Raw genomic sequence first — 24,031 nt, forward strand, 5'->3', positions numbered from 1 at the left:
AACCTCCTATAACAAAAAGCGTGCCTGAAAATAATAAGCGCAACAAAAACAATAAGGTGGCGTGATGAGGGCGGAGTTTTAACTAAGTCGTCGGGTGGTTTATTGGGTTTTAAGTGAAATAGGCTGCGCAGAAGTGCGCACTAAGTTGCTCATCGTGTTGTTGTGGGCGGTTATTGGTTGCGTGAATTAATTAAGGGTTTTGGCAAATTTGATCTGCGCAAAATGATGCGCAGCCCAGTCGTTACGCAGGGTGTAGGAAATTCCTTAAGTGCGGATTCGATGCTTGCTGAATATTTTATGCATGGCTAAGGTTTGCGAATCTCGTGAAAGGCTTAGTGGGATTCGGAGCGCGGCTAGTTGTGTGGGTAAGTGTGCTTGTTTCGGCGGATGTTATTTTTTATAGGGTGCATGGCTCAAAATGGTTTATTCAGGCGCTTTGTGTGCTTATTACCTTGAACTTGCTTTATTGCCTTGCTCGCACATTAATTTTGCGGGCAGCGATATGCGTTTTTCGAGTGAATATGAAGCCCTTGAATCCGAGCTTGGCAAGCTGCAATCGATTCATGTCACCGCTCAGCCGGACTGGCTCAAAGTGACGCAAATCAGTGAATGTCTGCTGCGCCAGCACACCAAGGATTTACGTGTGGCCGCCTGGTTGACCTGGGCCTTATATCAGCGTGAATCTTTCCCTGGTCTGTTGGCGGGGCTGGGGGTGTTGCGTCATCTCTGTGAGCATCATTGGGCGGTTGCCTACCCGGAAAAGCTGCGTACCCGTGGTGCAGCCTTTGGCTGGTTGGTGCTGCGTCTTGAACCGTTGTTTACGCAAAGCTTGCCGCTCAACGATCAGCAGCCATTGTTCCGACGCATGCTTGAGCATCTGACACACCTTGATGACCTCTGGTCTGCGCACATGAGTGATGAGGCTCCACTGCTGTTGCCCGTGCGCCGGCAATTGGCGCAGCGGTTGGCGCATGCAGAGCAAGGGGAAGCCCATGCTGTGGCTGCAACCGGCGTGATGGCTCAGGTCAAGCAGGCCGCGACCCGGTTACTGAATTCCGAGCCTTCGGTAGAAAACGAAAAAGAGGCACATAAGTTACTGCGCACACTGCAGGAACAAGCCCGGCCCTTGTGTCACTGGTGGCTGCGCCAGAACGCCACCGACCTGCGCGCCATGCGCCTTAACCGGACACTGACCTGGCTGGCACTCAACGGCTACCCGGACGCTGACAGCGAGCGCCTCACGGTGCTGCGCGGCCCGGCGTCCGACAAGCTCAAGCGCTATCGGGAGCGTTTTGCCCAGGGGCAGTACGGCGAACTGTTGTTGGAACTTGAGACCAGTCTGGCAGGCGCATTGTTCTGGTTTGACGGCCTGCGCATGGTCTGGGAGTGCCTTGAGGCTTTGCAGGCCAACCTGGCAATGACCGAACTGGAAGTGAGCTTTGCGCTGTTACTGCAGCGTCTGCCACATCTGCCTGAGTTCAGGTTTCACGACGGCGTGCCGTTTGCTGATAGCGCCACCCGCGACTGGATCACTTTGCAGGTCGCTCGCCACTTGCAGCCACCTGCGCCGCCCGGCGAGGTCGTTGATGCCAATACCGAACCCTGGGAGGCAGCCTTGCAGGACGTCATGCCGACGTTACGCAAAGACGGTCTCAAGGCGGCGGTGCGCGAACTCAAGCAGGGCATGCACGCCGCTCGCAGCGAGCGTGCTCGTTTTCACTGGCGGCTGGCCCTGGCTCGGTTGTGTGTATTGGCAGGCAAGCAAGCGTTGGCGAAGGTGCAACTCGAAGGCCTGGATCACGAACTGCAACGTGCGGGGCTGGATCGTTGGGAGCCAGATCTGGCCCTCCACGTAGCCCAGCTTTTGTACCGCTGTTGCGAGCTTTTGCCGCAAAGCAAAACCGTACGTGAGCGTAAGGAAGACACCCACCGAAGGCTGTGCCACTTCGATGTTGAAGCGGTACTTGAATAGGCCTTCGATCCACTCGGAAAAGGAGATTTACCGTGGCCAAAGACGGTTCGGTAGCACCCAAGGAACGCATCAATATCACCTTCAAGCCAGCCGTTGGCGGTGCCCAGGAAGAAGTCGAACTGCCGCTGAAATTGCTGGTGTTGGGCGATTTCACCCAGCGCGAGGATCAACGCAAGCTCGAAGACCGCAAGCCCATCGGCATCGACAAGAACACCTTTGACGACGTATTGGCCAAGCAGGCGTTGGAGCTGACGCTGAGTGTGCCCAACCGGCTCCAGGAGTCTGCGGATGTGGACGCATTGGCTATCCAGGTTCGGGTTAATTCGATGAAAGACTTCAGCCCGGCGAATTTGGTCGAGCAGATTCCGGAGCTGCAAAAACTGATGGCACTGCGTGAAGCGCTTATGGCGCTCAAAGGGCCCTTGGGCAACACGCCGAGTTTTCGCAAGGCCATAGAGCGGGCTTTGGCGGATGACGGGTCCCGAGCCCGGGTATTGACTGAATTGGGATTGAGCGATCCCACCGCCTGACATTTTCAGTAAAAGGACACTGACGCCATGACGATCCAACAGCATCCGCTATCCACACAAGTCACCGAAGAACACAGCATCCTAGACACCATCATTGCCCAGACACTACTGAGTGCGGATGACGAGGCTTATGGCATTGCCAAGCGCGGTGTCTCGGCGTTTATCGAAGAGCTGGTCAAGCCGCACAACAGCGGCGAGCCGGTCAAGAAACGCCTGGTTGATCGAATGATTGCAGAGATTGACGTGAAGCTCAGCCAGCAAATGGACGAGATTCTTCACCATCCGGATTTTCAGGCGCTGGAGGCCTCCTGGAGAGGTTTGCAATTGCTCGTCGACCGGACCAATTTTCGCGAGAACATCAAGATCGAACTACTGAATGTCTCACGGCAGGACCTGCTGGATGACTTCGAAGATTCGCCGGAAATCACTCAGTCCGGGCTCTACAAACATATCTACAGTGCCGAGTATGGTCAGTTTGGCGGGCAGCCGGTGGGCGCCATTATCGCCAACTATTCGCTTTCGCCAAGCGCACCGGACGTGAAGCTGATGCAGTACGCCGCCAGCGTTGCCTGCATGGCCCATGCGCCATTTATCGCTGCCGCAGGCGCGAACTTTTTCGGACTCGAAAGCTTTACCGGTCTGCCTGACATGAAGGACCTCAAGGATCATTTCGAAGGGCCTCAATTCGCCAAGTGGCAAAGCTTTCGTCAGAGCGAGGATGCGCGTTATATCGGACTGACTGTGCCGCGGTTCCTGTTGCGAACCCCATACGATCCCCTTGAATGCCCGGTCAAGACATTTGCCTACCAGGAAAACGTGGTCAACAGTCATGAGCACTATTTGTGGGGCAATACTGCCTTTGCGTTTGCCACTCGACTGACTGACAGCTTCGCCCGGTTTCGCTGGTGCCCGAACATCATCGGTCCGCAAAGCGGTGGCGCGGTGGAAGATCTGCCCCTGCATCACTTCCAGAGCATGGGGGAAATCGAAACCAAGATCCCGACCGAAGTACTGGTCTCTGACCGTCGTGAGTACGAGCTTTCGCAAGAGGGCTTCATTGCACTGACCATGCGCAAGGGCAGTGATAACGCGGCATTCTTTTCGGCCAGTTCGGTACAGAAGCCCAAAACGTTCGGGGGCAGTACCGAAGGTAAGGACGCTGAGTTGAACTACCGCCTGGGTACCCAGTTGCCTTACATGATGGTGGTTAATCGCCTGGCCCATTACCTCAAGGTATTGCAGCGTGAGCAACTGGGGTCTTGGAAGGAGCGGACCGACCTCGAACTGGAGCTCAACAAATGGATCCGCCAATACGTCGCAGATCAAGAGAACCCCAGCGCCGAGGTTCGCGGGCGGCGTCCATTGCGGGCTGCCCGTATCGTGGTCAGTGATGTCGAGGGTGAACCCGGCTGGTACCGCGTCAACCTCAGTGTGCGACCGCACTTCAAGTACATGGGGGCGGACTTTACGCTGTCCCTCGTTGGCAAACTCGACAAAGAATGAGGAAGGGTCAGGGGATACCCGATTATCGCAGCCTTTTTGAGCGTCTCGACGGTCTGGTGCCTGCCAGGACCGACAGCGTGGCGTGTATTGCCGCGCATCTGGAGAGAATGCTCAGTACGCGTGCCGGCAGTGTCCAGGCGCTACCAGATTATGGGCTGCCCGACCTCAATGACATGCGCTTGAGCCTGCATGAATCACTCAGCCAATCGCGCTTGGCGATTGAACGCTTTATCCAGGCGTACGAGCCTCGGTTGGGGAATGTACGTGTCAGGAGGAGGGAGGGTGCCTACAACCCTTTGGTACTGGCGTTTGTGATTGAGGCAACCGTCGTCATCGATGGTGTCATCCAACCTGTGGTGTTTAACGCACACCTGGTGGGTGGTGGACGGGTCGAGGTGTTACCTGATGTCCTTTGAGCTCTTTTACCAGAGTGAACTCAGTGCATTGCGCACGCTTGGGCGGCGTTTTTCTGAACGCAATCCCGCCCTGGCACCCTTTCTTGCCGATTCAGGCCAGGACCCGGACGTCGAGCGTCTATTGGAAGGCTTTGCCTTTCTCACCGGGCGCCTGCGCCAGAAGCTTGCTGACGAGCTTCCTGAGTTGACCCATTCATTGATGCACTTGCTGTGGCCCAATTACATGCGGCCATTGCCGGCCTTCAGCATTTTGCAGTTTGACCCATTGAAGCACGCGTGCACCACGCTGAGTGTTGATCGGGATACACCGGTCGAAAGCGTGTTGGTCAACGGTGAGCGCTGCCGCTTCCGAACGTGCTACGCCACTCAAGTCATGCCGTTGCAACTGAGTGGCCTGGAATACCTGTCACAGGGAACACGGGCGTCGCTCAACCTGCGCCTGGAGATGTGCGTCGAGGGCAATTTCAGTGAGTGGGCATTCACTCAATTGCGCTTGCACCTGGCGGGTGATCGACAAGTGAGTCAAGGGTTGTACCTGAGCCTGTTACGTCATCTTGAAAGCATCGAGGTGGTGCTCTTTGACCATGATGGGCTTGCGATCAATGGTCGCGACGGGCAGGTTTTATCGCTGCGACTTTCCGCCAGCCAAGTAAAACCTGTGGGGTTTGACGAAGATCAGGCGCTGATTCCCTATCCGGCGAACACCTTCAGCGGCTACCGCCACCTGCAAGAGTATTTTGCATTTGCGGACAAGTATCTGTTTGTCGATGTACTGGGTTTGGATGCACTGCAGAGGTTACCAAACGAACTCCTCAAGCAGGCCAGGTGCGTAGAGCTGCGCTTCAAATTGCACACTCAGGAACATGAGCCACATCGCCCCACGCTGGATAACGTAAAGCTGTATTGCACGCCGATTACCAACCTGTTCAAGCAGGATGCGGTGCCGATTCGCCTGGATGGCAAGCAGGATGATTACCTGCTGCTCCCGGGTGGCATTGCACGGGGCAACGCTGCGGTATTTTCCGTTGACCATGTTACCGGATGGCGTCCCGGTGGGCTGGGCTACCAGACGTACGTGCCATTCGAATCCTTCGAACATGACAGCGACAGTGGCGTTTCGATGCAAGCCCCTAGCTACAGCATTCGTCAACGTTCCTCGGTGCAGGGCGCCGAGCTTGATACCTGGTTGAGTCTCGGTATTGGCCCCATAGATCAACAGGAGACACTCTCAGTTGAGTTGACGTGCACCAACCATGGCTTACCGCGGCTGTTGCAGGTTGGTGAGATCAACCAACCGTGTGAACAAACGCCGGAATTTCTTACGTTTCGCAATATCTGCGCGCCGACGGCGAGCTTCCCTCCGCCGCTGGACCAGGACTTCCTTTGGAAGCTGATCAGCAACATGTCGCTCAATTACCTGTCATTGACCGATACACGGGCCTTGAAGGTCATTCTCCAAACCTACGACTTGCCGCGCTATCACGATCGACAGGCGCACAACATCAGTCAACGAAGGCTGGATGCACTGAGATCTGTCAGCCACGAGGCCGTCGACCGAATGCATCGTGGGTTGCCAATACGTGGCCTGCGAGTCGACCTGAACATTGACCCCAGTGGGTTTGTCAGCCGGGGCGACATGTTTGTCTTCGCCTCGGCACTCAATGAGTTTTTTGCTCTTTACGCCAGCCTTAATTCGTACCACGAACTGCGGGTTACCAGCACACAAGGAGACGTGTATCTATGGCCACCCCGGATGGGTCAGCAGGCCCTGCTATGACTGCACTATCGCAATCGATTCGTGAGTATTCGCTCTTCCAGGCGGTGCTGCAGGTGATCGAGCGTCTACGCGACGCTTATCCATTGCTGGAGGATGACGAGCTCTATGAGAAGGTCGAGTTCCAGGCCAACTCCAGCTTGGGGTTCCCCGGGCACGATATTGATCGGGTGGAGTTTTTTGTCGAACGCGACCAGTTACGGGCACGTCTTCGCCTGAATGTGCTCGGACTTTTTGGTGCCGGCTCGCCATTGCCTGCGTTTTATCAAGAGCAGGCGAGTGGGAATGTCAGCCGTGACTTTCTTGATGTATTTCACCACCGCCTGCACAGGCTGATGCTGCCGATTTGGCGCAAATATCGCTACCGGGCGTGTTTTCGCACCGGGGCCAGCGACGCGTTTTCCGAGCAGATGTTCGCACTGGTCGGGTTGGGCAGCCGCCAGATTCGCGACGCTGCGCAGTTGGACTGCAAGCGGCTGTTGCCCTGTCTGGGATTGTTGAGCCTGCGGGCACATTCGGCGGCCCTGATTGAGGCGGTATTGCGTCACTACTTCAAACACCGCGGTGTGTTCATCGAACAATGGGTCGCTCGCACCGTGACCATTGCCCAACAGCAACGCAACCGGCTTGGCGCAGCGAACAACCTGCTCGGCGAGGACCTGATGCTCGGGCTTCAGGTCGCAGACCGCAGTGGCAAGTTCAGAGTGCATATCAAGGGCTTGAGCTGGCAGCGCTTTCACGAGTTCCTGCCCGCTGGCGACGACTACAGGCCGTTGTGTTCACTGGTTCGGTTGATGGTGCGAACCCCCTTGGACTATGACCTGCGCCTGGTGTTGGCCGACGGCGAAGTGAGGCCATTGCATATCGGGGAACGCAACGTCTGTCGTCTCGGTTGGACCAGTTGGCTGGGGTACGAGCGTGCTGACGGCGTGGTCACCCTGGCCAGCAACTCTCATTAGGGACTGATGATTATGATGAATGTAGACCTGCAACAATTGATCCGCACATTGACGGCGGCGACTCGCCTCGACCTGGAGCGTTCAGCCGAGCGATGTGTGGCGCGCGGCGGCAAGGAGGTGCTGGTCGAGGACCTTCTGCAGACGCTGCTGCAGCACCCCAATGGTCCTTTGGTGAGGGCGCTGGCGGACGCGGAGATTGCCCCCGCCGAGCTGCAGGCCCTGTTGCTGCTCAACGGGGAGCAAGGCGCATCGCGCAGTCCGGTGTTTGCCGCGACACTCGTGCAGTGGTTACAACAGGCGTTAATGGTTGCCCACCTTGAATTGGGGCAAGTCGAGGTTGACCAGGGGGCATTATTGCTGGCGCTCCTGCTCCATCCGTTGCAGCACGCGGGCAGTGCTTATCAGCAATTATTGAGTCGCTTGGACACGCAACGTGTGCGCGACTGTGTGTTGAACCAGCGATTGGAAGCCGTTCCTTCGCCACAGGGTGAGTCGCTGTTGGAGCGCTTTACCCACGATTTGACGCGTCAGGCTCGCGAAGGACGCATCGACCCGGTTCTGTGTCGAGACGCGGAAATCCGCCAGTTGATCGACATCCTCGTGCGTCGGCGCAAGAACAACCCCATTCTTGTCGGAGACGCCGGAGTGGGTAAAACAGCCACCGTCGAAGGGCTGGCTCTGCAGGTGGTTGCCTCACAGGTGCCGGAGCCACTCAAGGGCGTACGAATACTGACGTTGGACATGGGCTTGCTGCAAGCCGGCGCGAGCATCAAGGGTGAGTTCGAACGGCGGCTAAAAGGCGTTATCGACGAGGTCAACGCCTCATCGCAGGCCGTTATCCTGTTTATCGACGAGGCACATACCTTGGTGGGCGCTGGCGCTCAGGTGGGCGGAGGCGACGCTGCCAATTTGCTCAAGCCAGCCCTGGCGCGCGGACAGTTGCGCACGATCGCGGCCACGACCTGGTCCGAATACAAACAATACATTGAAAAGGACCCCGCATTGGCGCGGCGTTTCCAGCCGGTACGGGTGGCCGAGCCGAGCGTGGCGGCGGCGATCTCCATTTTACGTGGGCTTGTCCCAGTGTATGAAGCCAGCCATGGCGTTTACGTACGTGACGATGCAGTCGTGGCGGCAGCGCAGATGAGCGCTCGATACCTGGCAGGACGCCAGTTGCCGGACAAGGCCGTGGACGTATTGGACACGGCCTGCGCTCAGGTGCGTATAAGCCTGACAGCGCCGCCGGAACCGTTGCAGCGTTTGTGTGCCGAGTTGGCAGAGGGCATGCGGCAACGCGTGGCGCTCGAGCGGGATAGCGACGCAGGTTTGCCTGTTGACGAGCAGGCCTTGCAGGCGCTGATCCAACGTCTGGAAGCCATTGAGCTTGAACGGGAGCGAGCCGAACACCGCTGGACTCAACAACGAGCCCTGGCCGAGCGGACACTCTCTTCGCGTCAGCCAAAGGTTGATGCGTGCAGTGCAGGGGAGGGGCTTGCGCACGTTGAGTTGCCAACGGCCGAACGACGCCAGGCGCTGAGTGAGCGGCGGCGGCTGAACCATGAGGTATGCCCACGGGTGGTGGCGCAGGTGATCAGTGGCTGGACCGGTATTCCCGTTGAACAGCTGGCCCTTGAGCACAGTGAAAGGGTCCTGGGTTTCGCCGATGCCTTGGGCAGGCGAATTCTGGGGCAAGCACCTGCAGTGCAGGCTCTTGACCGCAATCTGCGTGCTGTGGCTGCGGGCCTCAACGTCCCCGGGGCACCCGTGGGCGTGTTTTTGCTGGTCGGTCCAAGTGGTGTCGGAAAAACCGAAACGGCCCTGGCACTCGCGGAGTTGCTGTATGGCGGCGAGCAATTCATCACCACACTCAATATGTCGGAATACCAGGAGAAACACGCCTTGTCCCGCTTGATCGGAGCGCCGCCCGGTTACATCGGTTACGGCGAGGGCGGGGTGCTGACTGAGGCGGTGCGCCAACGCCCTTATTCAGTGGTGCTGCTCGACGAAATCGAGAAGGCGGATCCGGAAGTGCTGAACCTGTTTTACCAGGTCTTTGACAAGGGCTTGGCCAATGACGGTGAAGGCCGTGAAATCGACTTCCGTAATACGCTGATCCTGATGACGTCCAACTTGGGAAGCGATTGCATCACGGCTCTGTGCCCCGATGGCTTTCGTCCTGATTCAGCGGTCCTGGAAGAAGCGATTCGCCCAGTGTTGCGCGCCCACTTCAAGCCAGCCTTGCTCGCCCGTATATGCGTTGTGCCGTATTACCCCCTTGCGGGCGAACGGCTACGCGACGTGGTAAGCCTCAAGCTGGAGCGTTTCGCTCAACGGCTGCACCGGCGCAAGCTGGTGTTCAGCCATACCCCCGAGCTGGTTACACACATGGTCGAGCGCTGCCTTCACCATGACAGTGGTGCGCGGTACATCGACCACTGGATCGAGTCCCATCTGCTACCGCCCATTGTGGATCGTCTACTCAGTGCGATGGCCATTGGCGAGTGTGTGTCAATGACCCATGTAGCGCTGGATGGCAACGGCGTACCGGTCTGTGAGTTCAGCCAATGATGGAGAGTCTGTTTAACCAGTTGCCTGATCCTCTGGTCTACGCCGACCGCTTGCTGAGCTGGTTCACCCGTCTGGGGACCGAGAGTGATGACTCGACGCTGGCAGACCTTTGTGTCACGGCGGTTGCGCAACTGAGCCAGTGCGAACTTTGCCAACTGTACTGGCAAGATGAAACGACCGGCCAGCTTGGGTTGATAGCTCAGCATTTTGCCGGGGCGTCATCACTGGATTCCCTGGCAGCAAGCGTGGACTTTCAGAATGAACAGCTCTTGCATTATGTCCTGAACCAGCATCGTTCCCTGACCATTGATGAACTGCGCAACAGCGCCTATGACCGCTGTTTCCTGCCTGAGGCGGCCCTGCCTTGGCACTCGCTGTCATGCGTGCCCCTGTTCAATCGGCGCAAGGCAGTGTGTGGTGTGCTGCTGTATGCCAGCCAGTATCCGGCGCAATTGCAGGGCTACGCCGCATCGTTGGGCCAACTGGGTAGCTTTACCTTCAGCCAGTTAGCCCTGTGGCGGCATAAACAATCAGGGCAAGTCACTGCTGCTCTCCAGCGCAGCACACCTGCTACCGACGCCTACGGCTTGATCGGCAACTGCACGGCGATGGATGAGACTTGCCGCTTGATCGACAAGGTCTTGCATACACCGTTTACCGTTCTGTTGAGTGGTGAAACGGGGACCGGCAAGGAGGTTGTAGCGCGCGCCATTCACGCAGCAGGCCCGCGCAGTGCGCGGGCGTTTGTGGTGCAAAACTGCGCGGCGTTTCCCGAGGGCTTGCTGGAGAGTGAACTGTTCGGCTACCGCAAAGGCGCGTTTACCGGTGCGGAGCGTAACTATGCGGGGCTGTTTGACGCGGCCCACGGCGGCACACTGCTACTGGATGAAATTGGCGATATGCCACTGTCCTTGCAGGCCAAGCTACTGAGGGTTTTGCAGGAGGGCGAGGTGCGCCCGCTGGGTGCCAATACCGCCCACAAAGTCGATGTCCGAATCATCGCCGCGACGCACCGCGACCTGAAGGCAATGGTCAGCCAGGGCACTTTTCGCGAAGACCTGTATTACCGGTTGGCGCAGTTCCCAATCCCGTTGCCGGCCTTGCGGGAGCGGGACGGGGATGTGCTGCTGCTCGCACGCTACTTCGCTGAAAGTGTGTGTGCAGCGCTCGCAAAGCCGCTGGTCAGTTGGTCCAGCGCTGCGCTTGATCAGCTCTCCAGTCATGCGTTCCCGGGCAATGTCCGTGAACTCAAATGCCTGGTGGAACGCGCAGTGTTGCTCTGCGATGACGGTGTGATTTTGCCTGCCCATCTGTTGCTGCCGTCGGCGCCTGCTCACGCAGTCGTCGAAGCAACGCTGCGCCAGCGCCTGGAGCGGGTAGAGCGAGTATTTCTGATCGATTGCCTGCACAAGAACCGTGGTAATCGAACGCGGACCGCACGTGAACTTGGGGTCGCACGTCGCACGCTGCTCTACCGGCTTGCGAGTTTGAACATCCCTGTCAGCGCGTCCCGTGGGGAATGCTGAATGGCGTACCTGTGGCCGCTGCGATTCGCCGCCGGCCTTATCTTCTGGGGGAAATTTGATGCCTGACCGTCCATGGCAAGTCGTGGTGCTTGTGCTGTGTTTGTTGACCGGCTGTAACGCCAACTACGTGTTTGATGATGCTGACTATCGTCCTTTGGGTGACCCCCAAGCGACCCGTCGCGGCCAATGAAAAGGGAGCGTGCCATGCAATTAGTGCTTGAAGTGTGTGACGCCGGGAGTGTTGAGCCGCCAACACGCAAGGTGTTTGACGGTATTGGCGGCGTCGTCGGCCGTGGGGCAGGCTGCGACTGGATTATCCCAGATCCGAGCCGATTGCTTTCCAGCCACCACGGCCTGGTTGGTTATCGTGACGGTCGGTATTTCCTGACGGATATCAGCAGCAACGGTATCTGCCAGTTGAGCAGCGGCGAGGCCCTGCAAAAGGGCCAGGCGCGATTGATCGTTGATGGGGATGTCTTCCAATTGGGGCCATTCGCTGTCAGGGCGCGACTGAATGAGCGAACGGCATCGTATCGTCAAGGGCTGTTCGCCGAGAGCAGGGTGATACCCGACGATGCCTATCTGGGCTTGGACCCTGTTCACGAGCTGGACCGCGAGCAGATGCATGCAGTGTGTTCGAGTGAACTGGATGCATTGAAAGACACCGCAGGCGCTCCCGAGGCAGGCATGTATCGCGGTTCAGTGGAACAGGATCATCTGGTTATACCGACACCGGCGGACACTTTCGACGACGTGATAGCGCCCATCCTGCCTGCCGTGCGTTCGGCCCCGGTCGATGAAGCGTTCTGGACGCAGTTTGCCGAAGCGTTGGGTGTCACGTTGGATGTCTCTGGTCGTGAGGCGTTGGCGATCAAGGTGGCGAGTTTGCTGAGGCACGCTATCAGTGGGCTGCAACAGAACCTGCACACTCACGATGAGCTGAGCAATGAGTGGAACCTGGGTATTGGCGCTTCAATCAAGATCCCGAACGGTTTTAAACACAGTGCGGGCATCAGCGCAGCCTTGGCATCGTTGCTGGAGATGAACGAGCCGGAGCAATGCAGCGCCGAGGCGGTCATTGCTCAGCTCCATCGGCAATTGCAAGTGCATCAGGTTGCTTTGCTGGTTGCGTGTCGCACGGCGATGCGTACTCAACAGGCGGCGTTTGCGCCTGGCGACCTGCTGCTCAGTTTTGAGCGCCATGACAAAGCGCCGAGGTTCTTCAGCGACAGGGCGCGTTGGCGGGCCTACCAGCGTCATTACCAACGGCTGATCGACGAAGAAACGCTGAGCGCACGGCCTTTGCACGGCGACTTTGCCAAGGCGTATGAGGAGCAGGTACGCCTGGCCTCGGCGTTATTCGCCGGATACCCAGGATGATAGTCATGCCCCGTGTCGCCTTACCCCTGTTGATTGTATCGAGCCTGCTGGTTGGTTGTAGCAGCGTGTCACCCTTTTCCACGTTAACCAAGCTGGACCTGACGTTGACAGCCACCGAACAGGTTAACCCTGACCTGCATGGGCGTCCTTCGCCAGTGGTGGTGCACCTGCTGGAGCTGAAGCATCCGGTCGCATTCGAACACGCAGATTTTTTTAGTCTTTATGGGCGTGCCGAGCAGGCGCTGCCCAAAGACTGGGTGAACAGCGAGGAACTGGAGTTGCGTCCCGGCGAGCAGGTGGATCTCAAGCTCAGGAGCGAACCACAAAGTCGTTACGTGGGGGTGGTGGCGGCTTACCGTGACTTGCCCCACGTGCAATGGCGATGGGTGGTGCCGCTGGCCCCGCAGCACGTTACGCGAGCCCATCTGGTGCTCGACCAGTCGGGTGTTCGCGTTGCCGAACCGATCGTTGGCGTGGTGGAGAATTGACATGCCGGTTCATAAAGTCATCTGGCAGGAAGGCATGTTGCTGCGCCCCCAGCACCTGCAGCACAACGACCGTTACTACAACCAGCAGCTCAACCGAACCCGCTTGCTTGGCAGTGACGCCTGGGGTTTCCTGGCACTGGACGTCGACTTGCAGTACCTCAACCTGGGCAAGCTGGTCGTCAACCAGGCCAGCGGCGTTTTACCGGATGGCAGTCTTTTCGAACTGACTGCCGCCATGGCGCCGTTGGTGCTGGAAGTCCCGGCCAACTCGGGAAAGCAATCGGTTTACCTCGCATTGCCGATGGCGACCAACAACCAGGTTGAAACCCGAACGCAGGGTGAACCCGATGTGTTGGCACGCTACATTGCCTGCGAGATCGATGTCGGTGACTCGAATGCCGGGCTGGACGCTCTTTGCCGGATCAGTTGTGCACGTCCTGATTTACGATTGTTGCTGGGTGACAACCCTGGTGATGAAGCCTACGTGAAGCTGAAGATTGCCCAGGTATTGGACGCCTCTTGCGAAGAGGGGGTCAGAATGGATACGGATTTTGTGCCGACGTTCATTTATGTACAGGGCTCTTGCTTTGTGTCGTCGTGCCTCAAGGAAGTGATCAGCCTGTTGGCCAGCCGTGGCGATGCCATTGCCGAGCGTATTTGCGGTAACAGCGTGACCGCAGGTGCGCAGGTCGCAGATTTTCTGATGCTGCAACTGATCAACCGGACCGAGCCGGTGTTGCGTCACTACCTGACCCAAGCGCAAGTGCCGACACAAATGCTGTATCGCGAGATGGTGTCGATATTGGGCGAGCTATCGACTTTCGCCAGTGACAGCAAGCGCGCCAATCTTGACGTGCGTTACCTGCATGGCGACCAAGGCGCAAGCTTTCGAGGGCTGATGGCGGGGCTGCGCACCGTGCTGTCGATGGTATTTGAGCAGCATGCTGTGGAATTGGTGCTGCAACAACGCCAGTACGGGGTGATGGTCTGCCCGGTGGCGGATCTCAAGCTGCTGGGCACCGCGACATTCATCCTGGCGGTCGCTGCTCAGTGCGATTCTGAAGAGCTTCGCCACCGGTTGCCGGCCCATCTCAAGATTGGGCCTGTGGAGCGCATTCGCGAACTGGTCAATCTGCACCTTGCCGGTATCAAGGTAAAGCCGATGCCGGTGGCGCCACGCCAAATTCCGTTTCACGCCGGTAAAACCTATTTCATGCTTGAACTCAGTGCCCGTGATGTTGTGCAGCTGGAGCAATCGGGTGGTTTTGCGTTCCATGTCGGCGGCGAATTTACCGAGCTGGAGCTGACCTTCTGGGCAATCAGGAATTGAACATCATGAATATGGAAAGTGAATACCCGCAGGATGAAAAAACCGTCTTGCTTGATCGTGACGGCCACGGTCCTGCTCAGGGGCCGATAACCGACTTCCTCTCACCCCCGCGTTTTGAGCAACTGGAGGACCGAATGATCTATGCCGCCGCTGTACAAGGCGCGCAACCTTTCAATGTGGGCCTTAACCCTCTGGTAGCCGCTGCCTGGGATGCGCTGTCTGAGCTGCTCCAAATGAAGCGCAGCGCTGGTCGGGAAAACCTGCAGACACTCAATGATCGCCTGTCCGCAGGCATCACCCGCTTCGAAGCCCGCGCCCTGCACGAGGGCATGGAGAGCGGTCAGGTGGTGTCCGCACGCTATGTCCTGTGCAGCGTCATTGATGAAGCGGTAGTCACTACGGCATGGGGAAGTCGCAGCGACTGGTCGAAGATAAGTTTGTTGAGCCGCTTTCATAACGAAACCTTTGGCGGCGAAAAGGTTTTCCAACTGCTGGAGCGCCTCTCCCGTGATCCGGTCAAGCACCTGGCGATGTTGGAGCTCATGTATCTGTGCCTGTCGATGGGTTTCGAAGGCAAATACAGAGTTATGGCGCGGGGAGAGGTCCAGCTTGAAGAGGTACGAGATGCCTTGTATCGACAGATAAGGCATGTCCGGGGCGACTCTCCCTCTCTGTCGATGTTCGCCCCCCGGTCGGTGCAGGCACGGCGTAAGCGTCCGCGCATGATCCCCGCCCGCTGGTTTGTGGCTTTCGGTGTGGTCGCTTTGCTGGCGATGTATTCGGGCGCTGCCTGGGTGCTCGGGCAAGAGCGAGCAAGTGTGTTGCAACTTTTTAAATCTTCGGCGCCGGAACTGACTCTGACGCCCTTGTAACGCTGGGAATATTGAATGAACGCATTCTTCAAGGGCGCGGGCGCCGTGCTGCGCAGAGTTTGGGTATGGAGTTTGTTGCTGGTGCTGTCCGGCGCAACCGTGGTGTGGTTTTTTGGGCCGCTGCTGGCCGTGGATGACCACCGGTTCTGGCAAAGCTCTACCGCCCGACTTTTGAGTATCAGTGGGTTGTTTTTGCTGTGGGGCCTGGCGATGGTCATCGCGGGTGCTCGTCAGGCTGCCCGGGCCGGAACACTCGACAACCAGACACGCACGCAACATCTGGGGCTGATAGAGAATGAACGGAAACACGTGCGCGGCCGATTCAAGGAAACGCTGCAAACCTTGAAAACCTCTCAGCGTTACCTTGGGCGTAGCGCACGCTCGCGTAACGAGCTGCCTTGGTACTTGCTGATCGGGCAGCAGGGCAGTGGCAAGACCTGCTTGTTGGCCGCGAACGGAGTGCAGCTACCGCCGGATCAATCCGGGTCGAGGTCGCTAGGCAGGGCTGCTTACTGTGACGGGTACCTGGCTGATCAAGGCGTACTGATCGAGTGCGCCGGGCGTTATCTGGACCAACCCGACAGCTCTGTCGACGCCGCAGGTTGGACGACATTGCTGAACCTGCTCAAGTCCAGGCGCCGAGTGCGGCCACTTAATGGCGTGGTGGTGGCGTTATCGGTGGACACCTTGCTGGGCAGCAATGAGCATGATCTGGAACGCCACGCACGGCATGTACATAGCCGCTTACAAGATATTCAGCAGACGCTGCATGTCGATATCCCGATCTATTTGGTGCTGACCCACGCTGACCGAATACCGGGGTTTAGCGAGTTTTTTGATACGCCGCACGGCAGTGTTGCGGACGGCGTGCTGGGTGAGCTCGTCGCCGTCAGCGGCACCGGTGTCCAAATGGCGCAGGTGCGTCAGGCATTCGAGGCGTTGCTGCAGCGGCTGAGTGGTGAGCTTATTGTGCGCTTGCACCAGGAGCGCAATGTCGAACGCCGTGGCCGAATGCTTGATTTTCCGCAGCAGGTTTCGCGCATTGGCGAACGGTTATGCCTGTTTGTCGAGGTGGCATTTTCCGCCCATCGCAATCAGCGGATCAACGGTTTGCGGGGGTTCTATCTGACCAGTGCGGGTGAGCGGCGCGAACGCTTTGTAAAAGGCCTGTTCAACCAGGTGATTTTCGCCGAAGCCGAACTCGCGGGGCTCGATACCCAGGAATATCGCCGAATTCGTTGGCGGCAGGCGGGGTTGGCGATCGCAACATCACTGGTCATCGGCGTAGCGGGCGCGCTCTGGATGCACAGCTATTCGCTCAACCATCAACGTTTGGAAGAGTTGGCGCAGCTCGCTAAGACCGATACGCCGGTCGAGGCAGGTGTGGACCAGACCCTGGTCTTATTGCCTGTTTTGGATAAGCGCCTGGCGGCGACTCGGGTTTTTCCGCCTGTGGCAGAAGCGCGCGTGTTGGCGCGAGCCGGGTTATTCCAGGGCGAAGTGACTCGCCCACTGTTGGTCAGTGCTTATAACGACGCTCTGCAGCAGTTAATGGCCCAAACCGTGTCTGTGCTCGAAGAGCAAGTGCGGTCCAGCCTTGGGGATCGCGAGCGGTTGCTGGACAACTTGCGCGCGTACCTGATGCTTAACCTGCGCGAGCGCCGTGATACGCGTTGGCTGGCGGAGCGTGTAGCGAGCCTGTGGTCCGAGCGCTTTGCCGGTGAGGCCTCGGTGCAGGTCCGCTTGGATGAACACTTCGGCCGGCTGCTTGAGCAACCGTTTGTAGCGACACTCAATGATGAATTGGTGGCCCAGGCTCGCCAGGCGCTGCGTGGCGAGTCGCTGGCAGACGTGGTGTATCGCGTGTTACGCGAGCAAGCGCTGAATCTGGAGCCCTACCGTCTAACGGGCGGTACGGTTTTTACTGCGCCTGACCAACCTATTCCCGGATTCTACAGCAAGCGTTATGTGCAGTATTTCGACAAGCAGGGGCCTCGACTGATCAATGCGATTGTCCAGGATAACTGGGTGCTGGGGCAGGCCACCGACCTCAGCGTGATGGATTTGCGTCGGTTAATGATCGAACTGGAACAGCGCTATTTCAGTGAGTATGCCGACGTCTGGAGCAATGCCTTGGGGCGCATCAGGTTGCTTGATACCGAGAGTCTTAGGCAAAACACCGACCAGTTGGCGAGCCTGACATCGGCGCAGTCGCCGTTGGTGTTGCTGTTACAGCAGGTGCGTGAAAATACCCGCTTGCTGGACGTCGGCGCCCCTTTGGCAGCCGTGGCCCGCGAGGCGGTTGATGCGGCGGTAATCGCTCGGTCGGCTGTTGGTCATGTATTGGCCGGTCAACTGCCGAACCTTGCCGGTGATGACGGCGCGAGACGCGCGTTGCAGCGTCGCTTCGAGCCCCTGCATCAGTTGCTTGATGAACAGCAAAACCCGGGGGCGGAGTTGACCCTGGCATTGCGTCAGCTTGACGCGATACACCTGCAACTGGCGGCGCTGAACCGTGAGGGCTCACCGGAGCGGGCAGCTTTTCAGATGGTGAAGCAACGCATGGAAGGGCAACAGCCTGGGTTGGGACAATTGCGTGATATCGCTGCGCGCTTGCCGCTGCCACTCAAAGGCTGGATCGAAGGCCTTGCCGATGACAGTTGGCGACACTTGTTTGATGATGCTTATCGGCATGTGAACCAACATTATCAGAGTGAAGTGTACGGTCTGTATGCCAAGGCGATTCGCCAGCGTTACCCGTTCAATGCTCACGCGGGCAGTGACGTTGCCCTGAGCGATTTTCAGGCCTTTTTCAACCCACAAGGTGTGCTGGCAAAGTTCCAGGAAAGTTACCTGCGGCCGTTTGTCAGCGTTGAGGGGGGACGCTACCGGTTGCGTGGCCTGGATGGCCGAAGCCTGCCGATGTCACGATCGTTACTGGAGCAACTGTCCAAAGCGCAGATCATCCGCCGGGGCTTTTTCGCTGAAGACCAAGGCGAGATGGCGGTTCGGTTTACGCTGGCACCCTACAGCCTGGACCAGGCGGTCAGTCGGTCGGTCCTGAGTTTTGGCGGGCAGCAGCTGGAATACCGGCATGGGCCGATCGTGCCCGTGGCGTTCCACTGGCCGAGCGAGGTGGACAATGGTCGAAGCAGCCTGGTTTTGGAGCGAGGAGCGGAGCGGCCGTTGGGCATCGAGAAGAACAGCGGGGCCTGGTCGTTGTTCCGGTTCTTTGATTTGATGCAACGCGAGCCTGCCAGTGGGCGGGATGCGCAGATACTCAAGTCGGATCTCGGCGGTTTGCGTGCCAACTATGTCTTGGTCAGCCAGCGTGTACCCAGCGCATTTCAGTTGGACACGTGGCGTACGTTCCGATTGCCGGAGCAGTTATGACTCCACCGACATCGCCTGCAAGCAGTGCCGCGCGCTCCGAACGAGGCAAGGCCAGGCAGCGCAATGAGGATGCGTTCCTGGATTGCCCGCAGCAAGGTTGCTGGGTGGTGGCAGACGGTATGGGCGGGCATCGGGCCGGGCACATGGCCAGCCAATCGGTGGTCGACAGTCTTGCCGCGTTGCCGGCCCAAGACACGTTTGACCAGCGTATCGAAGCGGTTCGGCGATGCCTGCAAAGGCTCAGCCGGCGTTTGGGCGGTGAAGACCGACCGACTGCCAAGGGCAGCGACGACACCATGGGCAGTACCGTGGTGGTATTGCTGCTGGATGGGCGTCGAGCCGCGTGCATTTGGGCGGGGGACAGCCGTTGTTACCTGTGGCGAAGCCAACGGCTGTATCAGCTGTCGCGAGATCATTCCTTGCTGCGCCAATTGATGGATGAACAGCGGTTGAGCCTGGCGCAGGCCCAGGCTCATCCTGACTCTAGAGCACTGACACGCGCAGTCGGGGCCCGGCATCCGCTCAAACTTGAGGTGCTGGAGCTGAGCACACACCCCGGCGACGTCTTTCTGTTGTGCAGCGATGGCGTGTACCAGGGATTGACGCATGTCGAGCTTGGCAGCGCTCTGGATAAAGGCACGCCGCAACAGGTCGTGGACCGGTTGTTCACGGCGGTGTTGCAAGGGCCCGCGCGGGATGACCTGACGGCTGTGGTGGTGCGCTCATGAACACCGGGACGGGCACGCCCACCTTGCTGGCTGGGCGTTATCACCTTGAGCGAGAGTTGGGCGCGGGAGGCATGGGCGTGGTCTACCGTGCGCGCGACCTGTTGCACGAACAATTTGGCGAGCCCTGCGCCCATCTGGCAATCAAAGTGCTTGGCGAGCGTCTCACGCTGGCCCCCGATGCTCATGTGCTGCTTTACAGCGAGTTTGCCCTGACCCGCAGCCTGCGACATGAGCATGTCGTGCGGGTGTTTGCGTTCGAGGTGGATATCAGCAGCCAGATCGCTTTTTTCACCATGGAGTTGATGCAAGGTATGACCCTGGACCGGCTGCTGCTGGAGTGTCCGGGCGGCTTACCCTGGCGAGAGCTGCAGCCCTTGGCTGTGCAGTTGCTGAGTGCCCTGGCTTACGTCCATCGACAGGGCGTGCTGCATGGCGATGTGAAGCCGGTCAATATCATGGTGGGTGAGGAGGGCGTACGTTTGTTCGATTTCGGCCTCGGGCATGCGCCGATACCCGTTGCGGCAGGACTGCCGAGTTTGAGTCGGGGCAGGTTCAACGCGTGGACCCCTGCTTATGCCGCCCCGGAGTTGTTGGCGGGCGGTGCGCTTACCACGAGCACTGACCTGTATGGGGTGGCGAGCGTGCTGTATGAACTGGCCCATGGGAAACGTCTCGGTGAGCGTCGAGACGCCGAACGACCGTGCTGCCCTCGGCAACTGCCGACACAGTGCTGGTCGGCGTTACGCGCGGCGTTGGCAGTGGACCCTGAGCGCCGAACGATCAGCGTCGAGGAGTTGGGCGAAGTCATGGCGCGTGCTCGCCGACGCTGGTTTAGCTAGCCTGGACTCAACCGGGTAAATCATGCAGCCGACAATACTCATCCCAACTCAACCCCGCCATCTGCGCGACCTCCTTGTGCACTTCGAGGCGCTGGGCTTCGAAGGCCTCGTTCGATTCGGCGGTCAGTTTTAGGGTCAGTTCCCAGGCAAACAGGTTCTGACGTTCCGCCTCGGCTTCGAACGCTTCATGCAGGCGTTCGGCACGGTATTGCGCCAGGGTTTCGCCTTTGGCTTGCGCCGCCAAAGGGTTGAGGGTGTCCAGTTCCGCGCAGACCTGCGGGTGTTCGTTCAAGAAACGGTCCAGGGCGCGCTGGTGATTATCACCGGGTTCTGACAAGGGCTTACTCCTGATGAGGTGAGATCACTAGATGGGGTCATGCCGCTGGTTTTGCAATCAGGTCGCGGGCCATCGCCTCAACACGCAGGGTTCGGTCCGGCGGCGGCGGGGCGCCGTCCCTCCATGGGATACGGGCCGGATCGCTGGCGTGGGCGTCGGGAAAACTCGTTTCGTTTGCGTTGATGGCGGCGCAGAAAACCCCAGCAGCGCACCAGTCATAAGGGGCAGTATGCGGCGCATGGGCAGGCACCTGGATGTCGGGTAAGACACACGGAGCAAGGCCTGGGCTCGAGTCCGTTCGAGAGTAACCACCCAAAGCATGGGCTCACTCACCGTAGGCGACAAGCATCAAGGGCCGACATTAATTCTGAATAATTGCGGGTGGCGCGGCAAAAACCTTTCGCTCTCGGTAGCTGGCCGTGTAGCGTTACACGAGGTTTTCGGGGCTGCCACCAGGGGCAGAGCGCGATGTGCGGAGGGGCGGGGCATGGTGCAAACGCTGTTCAAACTTTTCCTGACTCAGCGCCTGGCGGCCCTGGCCAGTACCGAATCATTGCGCGCCATACGTGAGGGGCTCCTGTGGATTCTGCCGTGCCTGCTGGTGTCGGCCGGTTTCCTGATCCTGTCCGAATGCGCCAGGGTGCTGGGGTTCGATCCGCAGGTGGTGGGCTTTCTGTCGGGGTTGCACAACCAGATCAGTTCGGTCATTCCGCTGCTGGTGGCGGCCTCCATTGGTTACATGCTGGCGATCCAGCACCGCCTGCCACAATTACCGGTCGCTTTTTTGTGCCTGGCTCATGTGGTGGTCGCCACGTTTGTCTTGCGCGAATACCCGCGTGCTTCGGCGACCTTCGTATTGTTCATTGCCATCGCCTCGCCGCTGCTCAATGTACCGGCGATTGCCTGGCTGCACCGTTTTCGTTGGACCCGCCTGGTCAATGGGGACCTGGTCGGCCATAACCTGCGCGGGGCCATCAATATGGTGGTGCCGGGCGCGATTACCGCGCTGGTATTGGTGGTGGTGTTGTCGTTGTTGTTACTGATCCCGTATGTGGCGCAACTCCAGGGGCCGCAGGTGCTCGATGCACTGCAATCGCCTTATGGCAGCGGGTTGTTTGTAACCCTGATGAATTCGTTGCTGTGGTTTTTCGGCATTCACGGTGTGTATGCCATGCAGCCATTGTTCGATGTGTTGGACCAGGCGGTGGTGCTCAATGGCGCCGCACTCGCGGCGGGTGAGCCGATCAAGTACCTGCTCAACAATGGCCTGCTGGGTTGTTTCGCGTTTATCGGCGGGTCTGGCGGGGCGTTGTGCCTGTTGCTGGCGATTCTGCTGTTCTCCAAAAGCAAGTCCATGCGTTTGCTGGCAATGGCCAGTTTGCCGCTGTCGTTATTCAACGTCAGCGAGGTGTTGTTGTTCGGCTTGCCGATCATCCTGAACCCGCGTTTGTTTATCCCGTTTCTGCTGGTGCCGGCGCTCAACGCCGTGGTGGCATTGACGGTGGTCAACCTGGGCTGGGTGTCACCGGCGGTGGCCAGCGTGCCGCTGACTTCGCCGGTGTTGCTCAATGCCTACCTCAGCACCCACGGTGACGCGGCGGCCGTGGTGTTGCAGGTGCTGCTGCTGGGTGTGGGCACCCTGGTGTATGCGCCGTATGTACGCGCGATTCATCGCCAGGCCAGCGAAGGCGGTACGGTGTACCTCAAGTCGCTGGACATGACCTTTCGCGGCCTCGAAGAGAAGGGCCGCCTGCTGGAGTTGGACCCTGTGCTGGCGTCCCACAAGACCCTGGCCCGTCAGGCCGTCGAACTGAGCCGCATCGAGCAGATCAGCGACTATGAGTTCTATCTCGAATTCCAGCCCCAGGTCTCCACTCGCACCGGCCTGTGCACCGGTTGTGAGGCGCTGATGCGCGCGCGTGACAACCAGGGCACGGTGCACTCACCCTGGGAGTTCCTGCAATGGCTCGCCCAGGCGCGGTTGATGCCGGATGTGGATGTGTGGGTGGCCTCCCAGGCGGTGCGCCAGTACCAGAAGTGGCAGAAAAACGGGTTTACCTTGCCGATGACCATCAACATTTCCAGCGCCACCCTGACCGATGCCGCCTACGGCGAGCGCTTGGTGGAAATCCTTGCGCAGGCCCATGGTCAGGTGTCGGTGGAAATCACCGAAGACGCGTTGGTCGGTGATACCCAGGTGACCCGCCAAACCATCCAGAAACTGCAAGCGATCGGCGCCAAGGTGTATATCGATGACTTCGGTACCGGGTTTTCGGCGTTGAGTTACCTGCACCAGTTTCCGGTGGACTTCATCAAGATCGACCGCAGTTTTGTGGTCGCCCAGCGCGACCCCAAGGGCGCGCAGGTGCTGACCGGCATGCTGCGTTTCTGTGAGGCGCTGAAGCTGGGCGTGGTAGTGGAAGGGGTGGAGACCGCCGAGCAGTTGGCGTTCTTGAGTACCGGCCCCGAACTGTTCATCCAGGGCTGGTATTTCAGCAAGGCACTGCCCGGCGATCAGCTGCAACGCTTTGTCCGCGAGCGCGCGTCAACTCAGGTTTAAACCGAAGCTGACGCGTATTCGCGTTGGGTCTGCTCGATCTCTTCGATCAACCCATCAATGCTCGCCAGGCGCTTGCGGTTGTCGTGGTCCCAGGGGTGAAAGCCCGGTTTGAAGTAATGCAGCCACGGCCGCAGCATGCGTGGGAAAACGCCCTTGGGCCCGTACAGAAACTTGAGCATGCGCCAGAAGCCCTTCAGGTGCCCACCGGCCTTGCGGTCGGCAACCAGCAGGCGCAGGTGGAAATCAAACACCACCAGCCAGAACAGCGCGGTGGTGGTCAGCATGGTGCCGGTGCGCAGCAGGTAGCGCGCGGGCCCGGGTTTGATCACGGTGTTCCACACATCGAACGCCACGGCTTTGTGTTCCGTTTCTTCCAGGGCGTGCCAGTACCACATTTGTTGGTAGCCCTTGAGTGAGTCGCCAAAGCGCGTTGGGTCGCTGAGCAGGATTTCCGCGAGCATCGCGGTGTAATGTTCCAGGGCGATGGTCACCGCCAGATTGAAAGAGGCAGGCAGGTGTTTTTTTTGCAGGTCGAGGATGAATTTGAGCCGCCGGTCGAGGGTATGGGCCGGCAGACCTGCCGCTTGCAGCAGGTCGTTGTAGGCCACGTGTTCGCGGCTGTGCATGGCTTCCTGGCCGATAAAACCCTGGATCTGTTTTTTCAGTTGCGGGTCGTCGATGCGCTGGCGGTAATGGCGCACGCTGTCCATGAAAAACAGCTCGCCCTGGGGAAACAGCAGCGACAACGCATTGAAGAAGTGCGTGATGAATGGGCCCTGTTCATGCCAGTCCTTGATGCGCCCGGCAGGCAAGGCAAAACGGATATCGCGACGGATGGGTAGCATGGTGCGTGCTC

At 58.9% G+C, this 24,031-nt stretch carries 19 protein-coding genes; 17 read left to right on the forward strand and 2 right to left on the reverse strand.

Annotated features, from left to right (window positions below; translation table 11 throughout):
* Positions 1-418: 418 nt before the first annotated feature.
* The 16 genes from tssA to A7D21_RS08290 are packed head-to-tail and all read left to right on the forward strand — an operon-like array spanning position 419 to position 20,278.
* Positions 419-1,972: a type VI secretion system protein TssA gene (tssA, locus tag A7D21_RS08215; protein WP_083272170.1), complete on the forward strand. Its 1,554-nt coding sequence runs from the start codon at positions 419-421 to the stop codon at positions 1,970-1,972.
* A gap of 32 nt (positions 1,973-2,004) precedes the next feature.
* The gene (gene tssB, locus A7D21_RS08220; protein ID WP_069551440.1) at positions 2,005-2,502 is read left to right on the forward strand and encodes a type VI secretion system contractile sheath small subunit; all 498 of its coding nucleotides are present in this window, start codon (positions 2,005-2,007) and stop codon (positions 2,500-2,502) included.
* A gap of 27 nt (positions 2,503-2,529) precedes the next feature.
* Complete coding sequence (gene tssC / locus A7D21_RS08225) at positions 2,530-4,005, forward strand: type VI secretion system contractile sheath large subunit (RefSeq protein WP_053256393.1); 1,476 nt, start codon at positions 2,530-2,532, stop codon at positions 4,003-4,005.
* Positions 4,002-4,421 carry a type VI secretion system baseplate subunit TssE gene (tssE, locus tag A7D21_RS08230; protein ID WP_078828118.1) on the forward strand — a complete coding sequence of 140 codons (420 nt, stop codon included), beginning with the start codon at positions 4,002-4,004 and terminating at the stop codon, positions 4,419-4,421. Before tssC ends, tssE begins: the two co-directional genes overlap by 4 nt.
* Complete coding sequence (gene tssF, locus A7D21_RS08235) at positions 4,411-6,198, forward strand: type VI secretion system baseplate subunit TssF (protein ID WP_069551441.1); 1,788 nt, start codon at positions 4,411-4,413, stop codon at positions 6,196-6,198. The genes tssE and tssF overlap by 11 nt, the downstream gene beginning before the upstream one ends.
* On the forward strand, positions 6,162-7,154 hold the full coding sequence (gene tssG / locus A7D21_RS08240) for a type VI secretion system baseplate subunit TssG (RefSeq protein ID WP_053256391.1): 993 nt from the start codon (positions 6,162-6,164) through the stop codon (positions 7,152-7,154). The genes tssF and tssG overlap by 37 nt, the downstream gene beginning before the upstream one ends.
* Before the next feature lie 12 nt (positions 7,155-7,166).
* Positions 7,167-9,722 (forward strand): type VI secretion system ATPase TssH, encoded by a 2,556-nt coding sequence (gene tssH / locus A7D21_RS08245; protein ID WP_069551442.1) that lies wholly within the window; start codon positions 7,167-7,169, stop codon positions 9,720-9,722.
* Positions 9,719-11,248 (forward strand): sigma-54-dependent Fis family transcriptional regulator, encoded by a 1,530-nt coding sequence (locus A7D21_RS08250; protein WP_069551443.1) that lies wholly within the window; start codon positions 9,719-9,721, stop codon positions 11,246-11,248. The genes tssH and A7D21_RS08250 overlap by 4 nt, the downstream gene beginning before the upstream one ends.
* Before the next feature lie 58 nt (positions 11,249-11,306).
* Positions 11,307-11,438 carry a hypothetical protein gene (locus A7D21_RS08255; protein ID WP_053256388.1) on the forward strand — a complete coding sequence of 44 codons (132 nt, stop codon included), beginning with the start codon at positions 11,307-11,309 and terminating at the stop codon, positions 11,436-11,438.
* A gap of 14 nt (positions 11,439-11,452) precedes the next feature.
* The gene (gene tagH / locus A7D21_RS08260) at positions 11,453-12,628 is read left to right on the forward strand and encodes a type VI secretion system-associated FHA domain protein TagH (protein WP_069551444.1); all 1,176 of its coding nucleotides are present in this window, start codon (positions 11,453-11,455) and stop codon (positions 12,626-12,628) included.
* Between the two features lie 5 nt (positions 12,629-12,633).
* Positions 12,634-13,116 carry a type VI secretion system lipoprotein TssJ gene (gene tssJ / locus A7D21_RS08265; protein WP_069551445.1) on the forward strand — a complete coding sequence of 161 codons (483 nt, stop codon included), beginning with the start codon at positions 12,634-12,636 and terminating at the stop codon, positions 13,114-13,116.
* Position 13,117: 1 nt separating this feature from the next.
* Positions 13,118-14,446 (forward strand): type VI secretion system baseplate subunit TssK, encoded by a 1,329-nt coding sequence (tssK, locus tag A7D21_RS08270; RefSeq protein ID WP_053256385.1) that lies wholly within the window; start codon positions 13,118-13,120, stop codon positions 14,444-14,446.
* 5 nt (positions 14,447-14,451) lie between these two features.
* The gene (gene icmH / locus A7D21_RS08275; protein WP_256556034.1) at positions 14,452-15,318 is read left to right on the forward strand and encodes a type IVB secretion system protein IcmH/DotU; all 867 of its coding nucleotides are present in this window, start codon (positions 14,452-14,454) and stop codon (positions 15,316-15,318) included.
* A 15-nt stretch (positions 15,319-15,333) separates the two neighbouring features.
* Positions 15,334-18,711 carry a type VI secretion system membrane subunit TssM gene (gene tssM / locus A7D21_RS08280; protein WP_069551446.1) on the forward strand — a complete coding sequence of 1,126 codons (3,378 nt, stop codon included), beginning with the start codon at positions 15,334-15,336 and terminating at the stop codon, positions 18,709-18,711.
* Entirely contained in the window at positions 18,708-19,439 is a 732-nt protein-coding gene (locus A7D21_RS08285; RefSeq protein WP_069551447.1) for a PP2C family serine/threonine-protein phosphatase, read from the forward strand. Before tssM ends, A7D21_RS08285 begins: the two co-directional genes overlap by 4 nt.
* Positions 19,436-20,278 (forward strand): serine/threonine-protein kinase, encoded by an 843-nt coding sequence (locus A7D21_RS08290; RefSeq protein ID WP_069551448.1) that lies wholly within the window; start codon positions 19,436-19,438, stop codon positions 20,276-20,278. The genes A7D21_RS08285 and A7D21_RS08290 overlap by 4 nt, the downstream gene beginning before the upstream one ends.
* A 7-nt stretch (positions 20,279-20,285) precedes the next feature.
* On the opposite strand, the gene A7D21_RS08295 is transcribed toward A7D21_RS08290, so the two are convergent.
* Positions 20,286-20,615, reverse strand: coding sequence for a DUF6388 family protein (locus A7D21_RS08295; protein WP_069551449.1), 330 nt, complete (start codon positions 20,613-20,615; stop codon positions 20,286-20,288).
* Between the two features lie 487 nt (positions 20,616-21,102).
* Between A7D21_RS08295 and A7D21_RS08300 the strand changes: the two genes are divergently transcribed.
* Positions 21,103-23,175: an EAL domain-containing protein gene (locus tag A7D21_RS08300; protein WP_053256380.1), complete on the forward strand. Its 2,073-nt coding sequence runs from the start codon at positions 21,103-21,105 to the stop codon at positions 23,173-23,175.
* On the opposite strand, the gene A7D21_RS08305 is transcribed toward A7D21_RS08300, so the two are convergent.
* Positions 23,172-24,020, reverse strand: coding sequence for a metal-dependent hydrolase (locus A7D21_RS08305; RefSeq protein ID WP_053256379.1), 849 nt, complete (start codon positions 24,018-24,020; stop codon positions 23,172-23,174). The two genes, A7D21_RS08300 and A7D21_RS08305, sit on opposite strands and share 4 nt — an antisense overlap.
* Positions 24,021-24,031 lie beyond the last annotated feature (11 nt).

Origin of the sequence: Pseudomonas sp. AP19 (genome assembly GCF_001728855.1) — a bacterium.
Taxonomy (GTDB): Bacteria; Pseudomonadota; Gammaproteobacteria; order Pseudomonadales; family Pseudomonadaceae; genus Aquipseudomonas; species Aquipseudomonas fluorescens.

Coding starts and splice junctions, on each gene's coding strand:
- tssA (WP_083272170.1), top strand. CDS start 419: ATGGTTTATTCAGGCGCTTTGTGTGCTTATTACCTTGAACTTGCTTTA.
- tssC (WP_053256393.1), top strand. CDS start 2,530: ATGACGATCCAACAGCATCCGCTATCCACACAAGTCACCGAAGAACAC.
- tssE (WP_078828118.1), top strand. CDS start 4,002: ATGAGGAAGGGTCAGGGGATACCCGATTATCGCAGCCTTTTTGAGCGT.
- tssF (WP_069551441.1), top strand. CDS start 4,411: ATGTCCTTTGAGCTCTTTTACCAGAGTGAACTCAGTGCATTGCGCACG.
- tssG (WP_053256391.1), top strand. CDS start 6,162: ATGGCCACCCCGGATGGGTCAGCAGGCCCTGCTATGACTGCACTATCG.
- tssH (WP_069551442.1), top strand. CDS start 7,167: ATGATGAATGTAGACCTGCAACAATTGATCCGCACATTGACGGCGGCG.
- A7D21_RS08250 (WP_069551443.1), top strand. CDS start 9,719: ATGATGGAGAGTCTGTTTAACCAGTTGCCTGATCCTCTGGTCTACGCC.
- A7D21_RS08255 (WP_053256388.1), top strand. CDS start 11,307: ATGCCTGACCGTCCATGGCAAGTCGTGGTGCTTGTGCTGTGTTTGTTG.
- tagH (WP_069551444.1), top strand. CDS start 11,453: ATGCAATTAGTGCTTGAAGTGTGTGACGCCGGGAGTGTTGAGCCGCCA.
- tssJ (WP_069551445.1), top strand. CDS start 12,634: ATGCCCCGTGTCGCCTTACCCCTGTTGATTGTATCGAGCCTGCTGGTT.
- tssK (WP_053256385.1), top strand. CDS start 13,118: ATGCCGGTTCATAAAGTCATCTGGCAGGAAGGCATGTTGCTGCGCCCC.
- icmH (WP_256556034.1), top strand. CDS start 14,452: ATGAATATGGAAAGTGAATACCCGCAGGATGAAAAAACCGTCTTGCTT.
- tssM (WP_069551446.1), top strand. CDS start 15,334: ATGAACGCATTCTTCAAGGGCGCGGGCGCCGTGCTGCGCAGAGTTTGG.
- A7D21_RS08285 (WP_069551447.1), top strand. CDS start 18,708: ATGACTCCACCGACATCGCCTGCAAGCAGTGCCGCGCGCTCCGAACGA.
- A7D21_RS08290 (WP_069551448.1), top strand. CDS start 19,436: ATGAACACCGGGACGGGCACGCCCACCTTGCTGGCTGGGCGTTATCAC.
- A7D21_RS08300 (WP_053256380.1), top strand. CDS start 21,103: ATGGTGCAAACGCTGTTCAAACTTTTCCTGACTCAGCGCCTGGCGGCC.
- A7D21_RS08305 (WP_053256379.1), bottom strand. CDS start 24,020: ATGCTACCCATCCGTCGCGATATCCGTTTTGCCTTGCCTGCCGGGCGC.